Raw genomic sequence first — 14,880 nt, 5'->3', positions numbered from 1 at the left:
CCTCTGACAAGACCCTCAAACTCTGGGATGCCAGCACCGGCCAAAGTCTCTGGACCGGGCACCATCTTCCCGAGTATCAGTCCGCCGTCATTAGAGGAGACGGCACCCAGATTCTCCATGCCACGCCGGAGGCGTGGCGGTGGCTGGGGTGGGAGGAGAGGGATGCGAAGGGGCGGTTTATTCGGCGGCTGCCGGCGGAGGCGTTTGGGCCGATTCCGGGGATGGAGGATTGAGAGATGGCCTGTGCGTGTGGAACTGGTTTCCGGGCCGTGACCCTTGTTGCGGCGCCACAAGGCAACTTTTATTTCTGACCATTACGGTACTTGTGTGAGGCGTTTCTTTGGGCCACAGACTCGGCTATGTCTCTCCCGTTCTATCATTACCTGCATCTCATCGGCCTGATCCTTGTTTTCATTGGCTTTGGCGGTCTGTTCTCCAGCGAAGGCGCCAAGAAGGCCATGATGTGGCATGGCATCGGTCTGGTCATCAGCATTGTCTCCGGATTCGGCATGCTGGCAAAGCTGGGCATCATGGGCACGATGCCGGTGTGGGCCTGGATCAAGATCGGCCTGTGGCTGGTGCTGGGCTTCCTGCCGGTGCTGGCGAAGCGCCGTGTGATCGCCGCGCCGCTGGTGGTGCTGATCGCTGCTGTTACCGGAGCTGGTCTGGCTTATCTGGGGTATTTCAAGCCGGCGTTTTGATTTTAGCGCAGACGCCTGACTGGCTTGCCTGTTTGACTTCGTAGCTGCCTTGCGGCGGTCTTCGACATGTTACGCTCCGGTTTGACTAGCCTCGGCTCTCCTGTTGATCGGGCTAGGGCTTTGCCAGGACCTTGGGGTAGGGCGGAGGTTTGTGCCACCGCTACGCGGTTCCACGATATTTGGGAAACTTCGTTGATGCGGTTCCGTGGGTTGGCACCCACGGCTACCGTTGTGACAGCCCTACGGGCTTTCGGAGGGGATGATGCCTGCAGCGAAAAGTCTGCCGTCAATGCGTGAGCTTGGGGCCATTCAGCACGGGGGTTCAAACGCCGCCGAGCTTTGGGCTGATGCTTCCTGGCGGTGGATTTGAGGCTGAGCGGGGGCGAGGGAGCTTGCGGGGGCGCTGATCGACAGGCAGGAGTGCCTATCGTACTTCCCGGAGGCCTGATCTACGATCACGCACCCAGTGCTTTGCTTTTTTCGGTGGCGGCGCGGACGGCTTGGATCATGGCGTTGCGGAGACCGTGCTGCTCGAGTTTTTCGAGGCCGGCGATGGTGGTGCCGCCGGGGCTGGTGACTTCATCGCGCAGGGATGCGGGGTGTTTGCCGCTGGTGAGGACCATTTCTGCGGCACCGGCGACGGTTTGTGCCGCGAGACGTACGGCTGCGGCGCGTGGCAGGCCCATGAGCACGCCGCCGTCGGCGAGGGCTTCGATGACGGTGTAAACATAGGCGGGACCGCTGCCGGAGAGGCCGGTGACGGCATCGAGCAGTTTTTCGGCGACTTCATCGGCCGTGCCGACGGCTCCGAGAATCTTCTCCGCGAGGGCGGCGTCTTTGGCGGTGGCCTTGCTGCCGCGTGCGAATGCAGCGGCCCCTTTGCCGACGAGTGCGGGCGTATTGGGCATGCTGCGAATGACGCGCTGCTTGCCACCGAGCCAGGTTTCGAGATTGGCCAGCGAAACGCCGGCGGCGATGCTGAGGTAGAGGCGCGAGCCTTTGACCTGGGAGAGTGCCTCGCACAGGGACTTCATGTCTCCGGGTTTCACGGCGAGGATGATGACGTCTGAGGCTGCCGCAACTTCCGCCGGCGTGCCAGTGATGGTTTTGCAGGCGAGGCATTTGCGCAGGGAGTTCACGGCCTCGGGCATCACATCGCTGAGCGCCACGTTCAGACTGGTTTTGCCAAGCGCCTGCTCCACGCCGCGCAGGAGCGCGCCGCCCATTTTTCCACAGCCAATGAGTCCGAGTTTCATCATGGGGCGACTTTGGGGCAGATGTGGCGTCCTGCAAGTACGCCAATCTTGTCTTGCCTTTGGCCCCGTCTTTTTGACATGCTGGTAGAAATCGTCGCTAAAAATGTATCCCGACCACTTTCAGCCCGAAAAGATCATCGCCGCCGGGCCCTCTGCCAAAGTGTATCGTGGAGTGGAGACGCTGACGGGGCGGAAGGTGCTGATCAAGGTCCTGCTGCAGGACCATGAGACCGTGAATCCACTGGATCGGGAGCGCCTGCAACTGCTGGCTCCTTCGCTGATGCAGATGCGGCATCCGCAGATCGCGGGCCTGATCACGCTGCTGCCCACGGAGGAAGAGTTTGCCCTGGTGTCTGAATTCATGCCGGGGATGAACGGCCGGAACTTTGCCGCTGAGCGCAGGCCCTCGCCTGCGGATCTGCGCGCGCTGGCGGTGCAACTGATGCATGCGCTGCTGGTGGGCGAGCACCTGCGCCAGCCGCATGGCGACCCGAAGCCGAGCAATCTCATCATCGCCGATCATCCCGGTGGCGGCTTGTTTCTGCAGGTGCAGGACTGGGGCCTCACGCTGGCGCGGCAGACGCAACCGCCGGAGACGCTGTGGTTTCGCGCACCGGAGCTGCACGCGGGCGGCACGCCGACGACGCAGAGCGATCTCTTCACAGCGGCGGGAAGTTTGTTCTGCATGGCCACCAACACCGCACCGGCCCAAGGGACGACGGTGGAGGAGATCATGCGGGACTGGCAGGGCTTCAACGCCGGCCATGTGCTGAGCCACCTGCGGCCGGACCTGGACCTGCCACTGCGAGACTGGCTGGCGTGGCTGCTGAATCTGGCGCCGCAGCAGCGCCCGCAGTCGGTGGCTCAAGCGCTGGATGTGCTGATGCTGAGCATGCACACCGGCTTTGCCTATATGCCACAGCAGGCGCCTGTGATGGCACCGGGAGCCCAGACCACGCCGCTTGTGGCGGCCGTTCAACCTGGAATTCCTATGGCTGTTCTTTCTGTGGAGCCTGTGGATGATCAGGTGGTTGAGGCTGTGGCCGTTCATTTGGATGAGCCTGTGGCTGTTGCTTCCGTGGTGTCGACCCCGGCTGGTGCGCCGAAGCCGAGGCCCATCGCGCCCAAGTCCGTGCCCGCTGCGACTGCGGGCCCTGTCGCTGCGAAGTCCACTCCTGCGGCTGAGGCCCCTGCAGCAGCCCCTTTGAAAAAATCCTCCGGCAGTCGTGTCATGATGGCGGTGGTGCTGAACCTGGCGGCTCTCACCGTGATTGGGTTTTTTGTGTGGCCGTTCATCCAGAAATCCATCCCCAGCGGGGAGGTGTCCGCAGCCGTGAGCAGCGAGAAGACGCCCGCCATTGTCACACCTCTGGGCATGGCAGACAGCACGAAGGCCGACGTCACGACTGCCGCCCAAACAACGCCAGTGCCGGTGGTGACCGATGCCAAAGTCCGCTGAGCGGATGCTGAGGCTCCTGCCCGACAGCATTCTCCATGCGGCAGGCGGTGATTTCGCATGCAGGATGTGCGTACTCCTTTCGTGAAAAGCTCCCCTGCCCTTCTCCTGCTGCTCCTCACCGCACCTGCCTCTGCGGCGGTCGATTTCGTTCGGGACATCCAGCCCATCTTCAGCGAGCACTGCTATCAATGCCATGGCGGGCACAAGCAGGAGGCGGCCTTTCGGCTCGACAACAAACCGAGCGCGCTGAAGGGCGGTGATTTTGGCGTGGCCATTGTCCCCGGCAAAGCGGATGACAGCCGCCTGATGCACGCGGTGCTGGGCACGAACCCCAAAATGCGCATGCCGCGCAAGGGGAATCCGCTGAGCGTGGCGGAGATCGGCAAGCTCAAGGAGTGGATCGATGCCGGTGCCGTCTGGCCTGACAGCGCGAGCGTGAGCATCGAGCGGAAAACTGACCACTGGGCCTTCAAGCCGCCCGTGCGACCACCCGTGCCTGCGATGGCGAAGCATCCCATCGATGCCTTTATCCGCGAACGTCTGGCGAAAGAGGGGCTGCAGCCCTCGCCACCCGCAGCTCCTGAAACGCTGCTGCGCCGGATTCACCTGGATCTCACCGGCCTGCCGCCGACGCCGCAGGAAACCGCGGGCTTTGCCATCGCATACAAACAGGATCCCGCAGGAAGCATTCAACGGCTGACCTCCAACCTGCTCGCCAGCCAGCACTTCGGTGAGCGCTGGGCGCGGCACTGGCTGGATGCGGCGCATTACGCGGACAGCAATGGCTATGAAAAGGACCCGATGCGTTTCATCTGGTTTTACCGTGACTGGGTCATCAGCGCCTACAACCGTGACCTGCCGTATGATCAGTTCATCATCCAGCAGCTTGCCGGTGACGAACTGCCCCAGGCCACGCAGGATCAGATCGTGGCCACCGGATTCCTGCGCAACACGATGGTCAATGAGGAGGGTGGCGTGGATCCTGAGCAGTTCCGCATGGAGTCGATGTTTGACCGGATGGACACGATCGGCAAAAGCGTCCTCGGGCTCACCATCGGCTGCACGCAGTGCCACAACCACAAGTACGACCCCATCTCGCAGGAGGAGTATTACCGCATGTTTGCCTACCTCAACAATGACAACGAGCCCTGGCGCGTGGTGTACACCGCCAGTGAGCAAATGCAGCGCGCGCAGGTGCTCACGCGCACGGCGGAGCTGGAAGCCAAGCTGAAGCATGACCACTCTGACTGGCAGCAGCGGATGAAAGAATGGGTGGCTGCTGTAAAAGCCGCGCAGCCGCAATGGCACACGCTGGCTTTTGAGGATGATCCTTCAGGGGGAGAGAAGGCGCTGCGTCAGCCGGATGGGAGCATCCTCGCGCAAGGGTACGCGCCGACGAAGAGTGATGTGAAGTTTGCGGTGAAGGGATTTCATGATGCCAGCACTCCCGCTGCGCCACGAACCATCAGCGCCTTTCGACTGGAATTGATGAATGACCCCAACCTGCCCGCGTATGGCCCGGGTCGCTCGCAAAAGGGCACGGCGGCGCTCACGGAGTTCCAGGCCGAGATGAAGATCGACGGCAAGATGACGAAGCTGAAGTTTGTCAAAGCCACTGCGGACTATGGCGAACCGGAAAACACACCGCTGGCCCCCTTTGCCCGTGATCAGGATGTGAAGAAGGACAAGCGTGTCACGGGCCCCATCGCGTATGCGATTGATGGCAAAGCGGAGACTGCCTGGGGCATCAATGCAGGACCGGGACGACGCAATGTGCCGCGCAATGCGGTCTTCGTTTTGGAGAAGCCCGTGGAACTCAAACCTGACAGCGAACTGAGCGTGACGCTGAGCATGAAGCACGGCGGATGGAACAGCGACGACCTGCAAACGATGAACCTGGGGAGGTATCGCATCAGTGTGACTGATGCGCCGAATGCCGAGGCTGATCCGCTCTATGGAAAGAAGGCCGAGTTCAGCGCCTTCCGCACCATCGTGGCGGAATGGCAGCCGGTGAATGACGAAATTGAATCGCTGTGGAAGCAGCATCCTGAAGGCACCACCACCCTGACGCTGGACCCGCGCGCGGAACCGCGCATGACCTCGGTGCTCAAGCGCGGTGATTTCCTCAAGCCCGACAACCGCGTGACCGCCGGGGTTCCTGCGGTGCTGAATCCGCTGCCGAAGAATGCCGATGGCTCGCGCCTTACCTTTGCCAAATGGCTGGTGGACAAAAAATCGCCCACTGCCGCCCGTGCTTATGTGAATCGCGTGTGGCAGGCCTGCTTTGGCACCGGACTGGTGGAGACTGCCGAGGACTTCGGCACGCAGGGTTCGCCGCCCAGCCATCCCGCGCTGCTCGACTGGCTTGCGGTTGATTTCATGGAGCACGGCTGGAGCACGAAGCATCTGCTGCGCCTCATCACCAGCAGCGAGACTTATCAGCAGTCCAGCAAGGTGACGCCCCAGCTTTTGGAGCGTGACCCCTACAACCGCCTGCTGGCGCGTGGTCCGCGCTTCCGTGTGGAGGGTGAGGTCGTGCGTGACATCCAACTCGCGGCGAGCGGCCTGCTCAATCCTGCCATTGGTGGGCGGCCCGTGATGCCGCCTGCGCCGGCCTATCTGTTTGAAAAACCTGCCAGCTACGCGCCCTTCCCGTGGAAGGTGGATGAGGATGAGAACCAGTTCCGCCGCAGCGTCTATGTCTTCCGCCGCCGCAGCACGCCGTATCCGTTTTTAAGCACCTTTGACGTGCCCAATGGCGAGAGCTCCTGCATCCGCCGCTCCAAGAGCAACACCCCGCTGCAGGCGCTGATGACGCTCAATGAAACCATGAGCATGGCCGCCGCCAAAGCTCTGGGTGAACGCATGTGGCACGAAGGCGGCAGCGATGATGCCTCCCACATTGCCTACGGCTTCCAGCTCTGCACCGGCCGCGAACCGACGGCCAAAGAAACGGCTGTGCTGGTGGACATGCTCAAGCGCCACCAGCCGAAGCCTGGCGAGATCGATTCGCATACATTGATCGCGCGTGTGCTGCTCAATCTTGATGAGACGATCACGAAGGAGTGACGGTTCATAGCTCGCGCTTCATGCGCCACAGCCAGTCTTTGTCTTTGGCTCCGCCGTCGTCCTTCGCATCGGGTCCGGCGGACCAAAGCAGATAGCCGTTTGTTTCGAGGCGGTAGGCGAGCGACTGAGTGGGCCGAGCGGGATCGCTTACGGGGAAGAGTTTGAGGTCGTCTTTCACGGACTCGAGCGAGGGCGGGAAAACGCCGTGCTTCAGGCGATGCTTCTCCAAGGCAGAGGCAAGGATGAGGCAGCGGCGGTGGAAGAGTCTCTCGGCGGCGGCTTGCGTGATATCGCCGATTTGCGGAATGGCAATGGCTCCGAGGATGCGACGCGGATTGGGCCAGGAGTTTTCCGCTTTGCTCCGACGCTGCACGATTTCCGCTCTGGAACCTGACGTGAGCCAGGCTTCGTGGCCGGGTGGTCCAAGCTGATCGAGCATGCAATCGGCATAAAAGGCGACGTTCGCATCATGCCAGCCGATGGGGCCATTCATCATGACATAATAAAAGGCATCCTCTATCATTCGCTCGAAGAATGGCGTCTTTAAGGATCGGTTGGTTATGTCATGCAGCAAGTGGCGGTGCTTTCTCAAATACTCGAGCTGGAAAAACATGCCGAGGATCTCCTGGCCATGAGCGGATTGATACTGCTGCAAATCATCAAACTGGCCCAGTCGCACCTGCAGACGGCCCAGCGACTCTTCCGTCCAGGCGGGATGGTTCAATGCCTCGTGCAAAGCGTCAAACGTGATGCCATGGGCGGCCAGAGGAACGAGGCACCCGATCATACCACCGCGCGCCATTCCTTCGCTGATGCGCAGCATGATCAGCGCCGTGCTCACGGTCTTTGCCGCATCCCCGGCCAACGCCGCGCTACGCAGATGAAGACCAAGCTGGAGTTGGAAGTCGTTCAGTCCGAGGAAGTCGGGAAAGGATGCCTGCCAGGGATTGTCTCCGACGGCCTCCAAGGCTTCCCTCTGGCCCGGTTTGATGACTGAGAAAGGTTTGTTCAGGCCCAAAGCAAGCTTTGGCAGCAGGCCATTGCCATCTCCCAGTTCGCGGGCAAGGACCGTGGCGGGTGACTCAGGAACATTGATACCCCGGTTCTTGATCCAGGTGACCAGATCGAGCCTATCGCCTTCGCCATCCTTGGATTTGGCGATCTCCGGGCGGATGAAGTCCTTCGGCAGCAGTGCGTTTTGGGGAGGAACGTATCGCAGGTTCAGCGTGCCTGGCTTCTTCACACGCAGCCAGCTTTCGAGCACTGGATTGGCGAAGTAGTTCTCCTCGTCGGTCACCTTCGGCGGCATGAGGGCTGTCGGATCGCCCGTGCCCAGCCGCTCCACCATACGGCGATGAACCGCCGCAAGCTCTCGCGCGCTGCGCCAGTTTTCCCACTGCCAGAGAACGGTGATGAGAGAGATGAGGCAAACGAACGTCCAGCCCGTGCGGCGATTCCACACGAGGCGGGCCAGCCAGCGGGCAAAGCGGACAGTATACCAGGAGTTCATTGCTGTTCTGTATTGAGTTTTATCCGCCACAGCATGTCTTTGTCTTTTGCACCGCCGTCATCCTTTGCATCCGGTCCGGCGGACCAGAGCAGGTAGCCACCGGGTTCAAGACGATAGCCGGGCGTCTGTTTGGGTCTTGCAGGATCATTTATGGGGAAGGGTTTCAGGTCATCCAACACTGCATCAAGCGACAGAGGGAACGAGCCATGCTTCATGCGATGCTTTTCCAAGGCGCAGGCGATGATGAGGCAACGGCGGTGGAAGAGCACACGTGCAGCGGCATCAAAAAGATTGCCTATGTTCGGCAGCGTAAGCGCACCGATCTTTCGACGCATGTTCCAGCCGAGGTGGCGATATTCCTCATCGCGCCGTTTTTTGAGAACCTCGCCACGCGCTGTGCCGTCCATCCATGCGGTCTCACCCTTCGGCCCGAGCATGTCGAGATAGGTCTCCGCAAAGAAGGCGATGTTTGCGTCATGCCAGCCGCTGGGTCCGTAACGGTACGCCAGTCGAGTTGCACGAGTAGCCCATGAGTCATCTTCGTTTACAAGAAGGAGCTCTTTGCTGGCAGAGCCACCTTTGCGGCAGCTTTCGCGGATGTGAATGCCCGCGCCAAAGCCAGTGAGGATTTCCATGCTCATGCCGCGCTCCATGACATCAAGGTCGTTGATCTTGCCGAGCTGCAACTGCAGCATTCGCAAGCCTTCCTTGTTCCACGCCGGCTGGCTGAGCGCATCCTGAACCGCCTCAAAGGCGAGTCCGTGTGTGGCAACGCTGACCAGCGAACCGATAAGCCAGTGATGCGAAGTGGCGGCCTCTGGAATCAACCGCAGCAGAATGAGCGCGGTGCTGCGTGTCTTCTCCACATCGCCCGCTGCTGCTGCCACACGCAGGTGAAGCCCGAGATCACGCATCGTGTCATTCACATTGCCCATATTTGGCTGGATCGCTGCATAAGGATTGGCCCCGGCTGTGGCGTATTCTTCGCGTTGAGCTGGTTTCAACGCAGAGAACGGCCTTGAGAGGCCCGCAGCGAGCTGGGGCAGCAGACCATTGCCGTCACCGAGTTCGCGGTTCATGACGATGGCGGGCTTTTCTCCTTTCAAATCTTGGGCAGCGGCCCAAGCGCTGAAGTCGATGCGGGAAGTTTTGTCCGCGTCGTTTTCGATGATTTGCGGCTTCACAAAGCCAGGCGGCAAAAACACGTTTTTTGGAATGATGTAGCGAAGCTGCTTCCCATCCCGATGCAGCCACTGTTCGACGACGGGCAGCGCGAAGAGATTTTGCTCATCCGGCACACCGGGTGTCGCAAAAGCGATCCAGTCATCGGTACCGATGCGCTCAACCATTCGTTGATGGGCGGCCTTCAACTCAAGTGCGCTGCGCCTGTTCTCCCACTGGTAGTAGAGTGTGATCAACGAGATGAGGCATACGAGCGTCCAGCCCGTGCTGCGATTCCACACGAGCCGGGTCAGCCGCCGGGCGACGCGCACACTATAAAGGCGGGATGGGGCCTTGGTGCCGGGGGTGGAGGAGTTCATGGGCGAGCTGTTCGATTTGCTGGCGGTTGGCGAGAAGCTGCGCGGGCGTCATCGGCGGCAGTTTGGCGTAGCTGTTGAGGGTGGATTGCGGAATGGCCTCGGGCGTGGTGATGCGGAAGAAGAAGGCCAGCAGCCAACACGCGGCGAGTGGCAGGCGGAGGGGGCGAGGGATGGAGGAGAGCAGGCGGAGGAAGAACTTCGGCGTGGCAGTGTTTTGGAGTGTGCCGGGCCTTAAGCGTTTTTGAGCATTCTCTGGTTCGCGAAAAGCTCCAGAGGGCTGGAGCACTCCAGGACGCTGTCGCGAGACTTGGAGGGCTTCTTCCAAAACACGCTCAAGGAAGGCGGGCGGAGGATCGCGCCAGCGCTGGGCGCGGAGGGTGGATTCGATGTCTTGGTTCATACCAGGGTGTGTTTTTGGGCGCGCAGTTTTTCGAGGCCGTAGCGGTAGCGGCTGGCGATGGTTTGGGTGGGAAGGCCGAGGAGTTCGCCGATTTCGCGAAACCCCAGGTCCTCCCACACATGCAGGTGGATGACGCTGCGCTGTTCTTCGGGAAGAGCGGCGAGGGCAGCGGTGATTTGAGCGCGTGTTTCCTCCGCCTCGGCATCAGCGGCGGGCAGAAACCAGCCGGGTGATTCGTCTGCGAATCTCTCCAACGCATCTTCACGAGTGGAACGACGACGCAGGGTGTCGAGCGCGAGATTGCGCGTCAGTGTGAAGATGACGGCGCGCTCGGACTGCGCGGTGGTGATCACCGCAACATCCCGGGCGAGCTTGAGAAACAATTCCTGCACCACCTCCTGCGCCAGCGATTCATCCTTCGTCACCGACCAGGCAAACCGATACGCACTGCTGGCGTAGTCGGCATGGAGTCGGGTGAGGGTGGCTTCAGTGGGCGGCATCCGTGGTCAGTTTGGCAAACGACGCACGGATTGGGGGATTTTATTTAACTCAAATCGCCAAAGCGTTCTCTGCATCACCGAAATGGCCGACGTGGAGGCCCATGCGGTCCATGAGGGCGATGTGGAGGCGGCAGAGTTTGCGGTTCGGATCGGCGCTGTGATCGTGGAAGCGACCGCCCTGGATGGTGCCGCCACCGCCGCCGGCGAGGACGACGGGGAGCTGGCGGGAATCGTGGGCATTGCCATCAAAGAGGCTGCTGGTGAGCATGATCATGCTGTTTTCAAGCAGGGTGCGCTCGCCTTCGTTGGTGGCCTGCATTTTGCCGAGGAACTCGCCCCAGAGCTTCACCTGGTGCTGGTTCACGCGCTGGTACATGTCCAGGCGGTGCTCGTCATTGGCGTGATGTGAGAGCTCGTGAATGCCGCCGCTGATGCCTTCCAGGCTGGGGAAGCGCATGTTGGAAAGGTCGTTGTTCATCATGAAGGTGGCCACGCGGGTGCGGTCCATCTGGAAGGCGAGGAGCATGATGTCGAACATGAGGCGCAGATGATCTTCCGCGCTGGTGGGGATGCCGGCGCCGGGGCGCTGCATGGTGGGCACCTTCACGGTGGGCTGCCAGCCAGTGCCTTTGGTTTCGGCCTGGCTGATTTTTTCGGCCAACGCCACGCGCTGCTCGATCTCGCGCACGGAGGTGAGGTATTCGTCGAGCTTCTGCTTGTCGCGCTGGCTGAGCTTGGGCTTCAGCGCACCGGCGTCTTCGAGCACGAGGTCGAGGATGCTCTTGTCACGCTTGCGCTTGCTGCCGTCGTCAAAGAGCTGATCGAAAGCCTGCTGCGGGAAAATTTCCTTCGGCGCGGGTGTCGTGGGTGTGCTCCAGGAGATGTAGGCGGAGTAGATGGAGGTGAAGCCGGAATCCGTGCTGTAGCTGGGGCGCTCGGTGCCGAGCACGACGCTCGGCATGGGCGTGAACTTGCCCGTTTGTGCCGCGACAAGCTGATCCATCGTGGTGCCAACTTCGACGTCGGTGGTGGTCTTCTTTACCTTGAGACCGCAGAGCACGTTCATCTTTGGATAGTGGCCGCCTTCGCCTTCCACGGTGGTCGGATTCCACAGACCTTTGAAGACGCTGATGTGCTTCTTCAGCGGCTCCAGCGGCGAGAGCGACTTCATGAACTCCATGCCAGCAGGGCCCTGGGTGGCGCCCCAGTGGTGCGGATTGACACCGTTGCCGGTGAAGCACACGGCGAGACGGCGTGGTGCGGTGTTGTTTTTGACCGCTTCGGCTCCGAAGGAACTGATCGATTCAAACCACGGCAGCCCAAGGGCGACACCGGTGCCACGGAGAAATTTGCGACGGGAAAGGTTCATAGGGGTAAGGCGGTTTGTTTATTGATTGGCGGCCACGGCGGGTTCGCTGCGGCGGTTGAGGAACTGACGGCTGTTGACGACGTCGAGCACGGCGGCGGAGAACTTGCCGTTGTTCTGCTTGAGTGCGGCCTGCATCTGACGGAGCAGCGCTTTGTCGCTGGGCATCGTCTGACGGCCCAGAGCGTAGCCGAGGAGCTTGCGGCAGAACTGCGCGTTGAAATTGGTTTCGTTCTTTTTGAGGTAGTCACGCAGTCCGGCGAGGCCTTGGAATTTGGTGCCGTCTTTGAGCTCGCCGGTGTCGTCGATCTTGCCGCCGGTTTCATCAGCGACACGGAAGCGGCCGATGGGGTCGAAGCTTTCGAGGGCGAAGCCGAGGGGATCGATGCGCTCATGGCAGACGGCGCAGGCGGCATCGGTGCGATGAATCATGAGGGCTTCGCGCAAGGAGGCGGGCTTCACGGCGCTGTCCGGAAGCTTGGGAACATTCGGCGGTGGCGGTGGTGAACTGAAGCCGAGCACGACCTGATAGAGGTAGTCGCCGCGGACGACGGGGCTGGTGCGATTTGGGCGCGAGGTCTTGGTCAAAATGGCGCCCATGCCAAGCAGGCCGCCGCGATGCTGCTGCCCAACTTTGACTTCGCGGAACTCGCCGCCGATGACGCCGGGAACGCCGTAGAATTTGGCGAGGCGCTCGTTGAGGAAAGAGTAGTCGCCACCGATGATGTCTCCGACGCTGCGGTCATCACGCACCAAGTGAGCGAAGAACTCGATGGTCTCGCGCTGCATGTCGTTGCGGAGTTCGGTGGTGAACTCGGGATACTTTTTCTCATCGACGGTGCTCTTCTCATCGAAGCCGTTGAATTTCAGCCACTGCCCCGCGAATTCCTTGGCGAGGGCGGTCGCTTTCGGATCACGCAGCATTCGCTTTGTCTGTGCGGCGAGGACTTCAGGCTTCAGGAGGCTGGCGTCGTCCGCGGTCTTGCGCAGTTCCCAGTCGGGCTGAGAGGCCCAGAGGAAATAGCTGAGGCGGGAGGCGAGCTCATGGGCGTTCAGCTTCACGTCACCGGGAGCGGCGTTGGCTATGGGCAGCGTCTCGGCCTTGAAGAGGAAATAGGGGGAGACCAGCACGCGCACGACGACCTCGCGGGCTGCCGATTCACGGTCGAGCTCTTTCTTGCGGCCTTCAAAGTAGAGCGCGTCGAGCTTCTGGATTTCTTCGCTGGCAAGCGGACGGCGCCAGGCGCGACCGGCGAACTGGTGCAGATGTCCGAGCATGGCTCCATCATACTCTTTCTGCTGCTGCGGATTGAGATTTGGCTGGGCGGTGTAGCCAAAGTCCTTCTTCATGGCCGCGAGATAGTCGCGGTCCTTGGGGCCGAGAAGCTGCCCGAGCTGATCGTCGCTGAAGTAATAGACGGTGATGCCGGGCTTGCGGCGGTAGAGATTGCTGGCGACTTCTTCCAGACGGCGCTCGAACATGTCCGGGAAGGCTTGCTTCATCACTTGGAAATCACCCATGGTGCGGCGTGCGGCATCGGTCTGCGTTTTCCAGACGGTGAGAATGCCCGGCATGATCTTGGTGACATCCCGCGGCTTGTCCGCTGTGAGCGCCCACTGGATGGTGCCGTCATTAATGTCGGGATTTTCCAGATCCAGCCGGGCCTCGGCGTGGATCCAAGTGACGTTTTCCGGCAGCGGCAGATTGACCACAAGCGGTGCGGCGATGGCGAGAACCCCAGGCTCGATCTTGCGGCCCTGCGGATGTTTGCCGAAGGCGCTCTTCACGCGTTCGAGTTCGGCGATGCGCTGCTTCAGAGCCTCTGCATTGGCAGGAGGGGGAGTCGCGCCGAGGGCTTTGTTGTCTTCACCAAGCTGCTTGTTGAGCCAGTCCATGTAGATCAGGGGGCCCTTGGTGGTTTTCAGATCGAGCTTGGTGATGAGCGCGATGTCACCTTTGTTGCCGTCGCCGTCATCGCCAATGCAGAGGAAGGCCTGCTTTTTGCCTTTCACCTCAATGTTCATCTGGTAGGGACGGATGCCATCGGCGTCCTGCTGCTGGCGCTGCACGCCGCTGCCAGCCTTCTTCGGATTGTTCCAGGAGAGCAGCTGCGCCTGGATGGCCTTGGCACCGTCTGTCACCGCCTGCGGCACCTGGCCGGGCTTTGCGGCATCCGGGCCGGGCAATTCACGCCAGGCAACGCGGGTGAGATCAAGGAAGCGCGACTTCGGCTCGGTGGCGTTCACGAGATTGTTCCAGTTCTGCAGGAAGGGCAGCTTCAAGCCGGTCTCTTTGGCGAGCTGTTCGAGAGGTGTCTGGAAATGCTTGTGCTTCCAGCAGGCGACCATGTAGTCCGCCTCACGCATGTCCTCGCCGTCCTGGGGCAGATGAGGCGCCGACTTCTGCTGGTACCAGACGTATAGAGCCTGCTGCGCCTGGGCTTTGACCTGCTCAGGCCCGCGCAGGCCGATGCGCTGCGGATTGAAAACGATGCCTGTGCCCGGCATGATCGTGGCATGATCAGCCACCTTGCGGGCGGCTCCGAAGTATTTGTCCAGCGCTGCCGGGCTCATGAAGAGCACATCGCCGGTATTGCTGAAACCTTCGCCGCCACCGCCATCGGTTTGGAATTCCTTGGCGAAGCCGTAGTCGTGCCGGGTGAGGTCACGAATGGTGTAGTCGTACTCGGCGTTGGTGAGCCGGCGCATCGTCACAGGACCGGGATCGCCGGACTGCGCGGCGGCGAGGGCGTCGAGTTCGCCATTCACCCAGCCGAGGAGCGCCGTGTGCTCCTGATCGCTCATTTGATGCGCCTTGGGCGGCGGCATGTCGCCGTTCTCGATGGTGTCCTTGACCTTCAGCCACACTTCAAAATGCTTGGTCAGCTGCGGGTCCGCCGCGAACTGCTGCAAATCGACGTCGCCTTTGGTCTTTTTGGGGTTGTGGCACTCGTAGCATTTGGCCTTCAAAACGACCTCCGCGTCCTTCCAAGCGGGAGCAGCGGAAAGTGAGAACGAGCCGACGACAAAGGCGGCCAAAGAAAGATGGCGTGTATTCAGAGACATTGGGGGTACAAA

11 protein-coding genes are annotated in these 14,880 nt (G+C 61.1%); 4 read left to right on the top strand and 7 right to left on the bottom strand.

Annotated features, from left to right (window positions below; genetic code table 11):
• Both AC24GY_RS26445 and AC24GY_RS26440 read left to right on the top strand, forming a co-directional pair.
• Positions 1 to 233, top strand: a 233-nt coding sequence (locus AC24GY_RS26445; RefSeq protein ID WP_487689169.1) for a hypothetical protein, incomplete at its 5' end; no start/stop codon positions are given.
• Positions 234 to 359: 126 nt separating this feature from the next.
• Positions 360 to 701 carry a hypothetical protein gene (locus AC24GY_RS26440; protein WP_487689167.1) on the top strand — a complete coding sequence of 114 codons (342 nt, stop codon included), beginning with the start codon at positions 360 to 362 and terminating at the stop codon, positions 699 to 701.
• Positions 702 to 1,156: 455 nt separating this feature from the next.
• On the opposite strand, the gene proC is transcribed toward AC24GY_RS26440, so the two are convergent.
• Positions 1,157 to 1,960 (bottom strand): pyrroline-5-carboxylate reductase, encoded by an 804-nt coding sequence (gene proC, locus AC24GY_RS26435; protein WP_487689165.1) that lies wholly within the window; start codon positions 1,958 to 1,960, stop codon positions 1,157 to 1,159.
• 100 nt (positions 1,961 to 2,060) lie between these two features.
• Between proC and AC24GY_RS26430 the strand changes: the two genes are divergently transcribed.
• Positions 2,061 to 3,416: a serine/threonine protein kinase gene (locus AC24GY_RS26430; protein WP_487689163.1), complete on the top strand. Its 1,356-nt coding sequence runs from the start codon at positions 2,061 to 2,063 to the stop codon at positions 3,414 to 3,416.
• An 81-nt stretch (positions 3,417 to 3,497) separates the two neighbouring features.
• Positions 3,498 to 6,485: a PSD1 and planctomycete cytochrome C domain-containing protein gene (locus tag AC24GY_RS26425; RefSeq protein ID WP_487689161.1), complete on the top strand. Its 2,988-nt coding sequence runs from the start codon at positions 3,498 to 3,500 to the stop codon at positions 6,483 to 6,485.
• A gap of 4 nt (positions 6,486 to 6,489) precedes the next feature.
• On the opposite strand, the gene AC24GY_RS26420 is transcribed toward AC24GY_RS26425, so the two are convergent.
• The 6 genes from AC24GY_RS26420 to AC24GY_RS26395 are packed head-to-tail and all read right to left on the bottom strand — an operon-like array spanning position 6,490 to position 14,868.
• On the bottom strand, positions 6,490 to 7,995 hold the full coding sequence (locus AC24GY_RS26420; RefSeq protein ID WP_487689159.1) for a hypothetical protein: 1,506 nt from the start codon (positions 7,993 to 7,995) through the stop codon (positions 6,490 to 6,492).
• Positions 7,992 to 9,536, bottom strand: coding sequence for a hypothetical protein (locus AC24GY_RS26415; protein WP_487689157.1), 1,545 nt, complete (start codon positions 9,534 to 9,536; stop codon positions 7,992 to 7,994). Before AC24GY_RS26415 ends, AC24GY_RS26420 begins: the two co-directional genes overlap by 4 nt.
• Positions 9,490 to 9,936, bottom strand: a complete 447-nt coding sequence (locus tag AC24GY_RS26410; protein ID WP_487689155.1) for a hypothetical protein — start codon at positions 9,934 to 9,936, stop codon at positions 9,490 to 9,492. The genes AC24GY_RS26415 and AC24GY_RS26410 overlap by 47 nt, the downstream gene beginning before the upstream one ends.
• Positions 9,933 to 10,436, bottom strand: coding sequence for an RNA polymerase sigma factor (locus AC24GY_RS26405; RefSeq protein ID WP_487689154.1), 504 nt, complete (start codon positions 10,434 to 10,436; stop codon positions 9,933 to 9,935). The genes AC24GY_RS26410 and AC24GY_RS26405 overlap by 4 nt, the downstream gene beginning before the upstream one ends.
• Positions 10,437 to 10,485: 49 nt before the next feature.
• Positions 10,486 to 11,805 carry a DUF1552 domain-containing protein gene (locus tag AC24GY_RS26400; RefSeq protein WP_397381053.1) on the bottom strand — a complete coding sequence of 440 codons (1,320 nt, stop codon included), beginning with the start codon at positions 11,803 to 11,805 and terminating at the stop codon, positions 10,486 to 10,488.
• Between the two features lie 18 nt (positions 11,806 to 11,823).
• Positions 11,824 to 14,868 carry a DUF1592 domain-containing protein gene (locus AC24GY_RS26395; RefSeq protein ID WP_487689153.1) on the bottom strand — a complete coding sequence of 1,015 codons (3,045 nt, stop codon included), beginning with the start codon at positions 14,866 to 14,868 and terminating at the stop codon, positions 11,824 to 11,826.
• Between the last annotated feature and the right edge of the window lie 12 nt (positions 14,869 to 14,880).

The sequence above is a fragment of the Prosthecobacter sp. Pr1 genome, assembly GCF_057652315.1.
The sequence above is the reverse complement of the archived record's forward strand: the minus strand, read 5'-3'. Positions and strand labels throughout refer to the sequence as shown.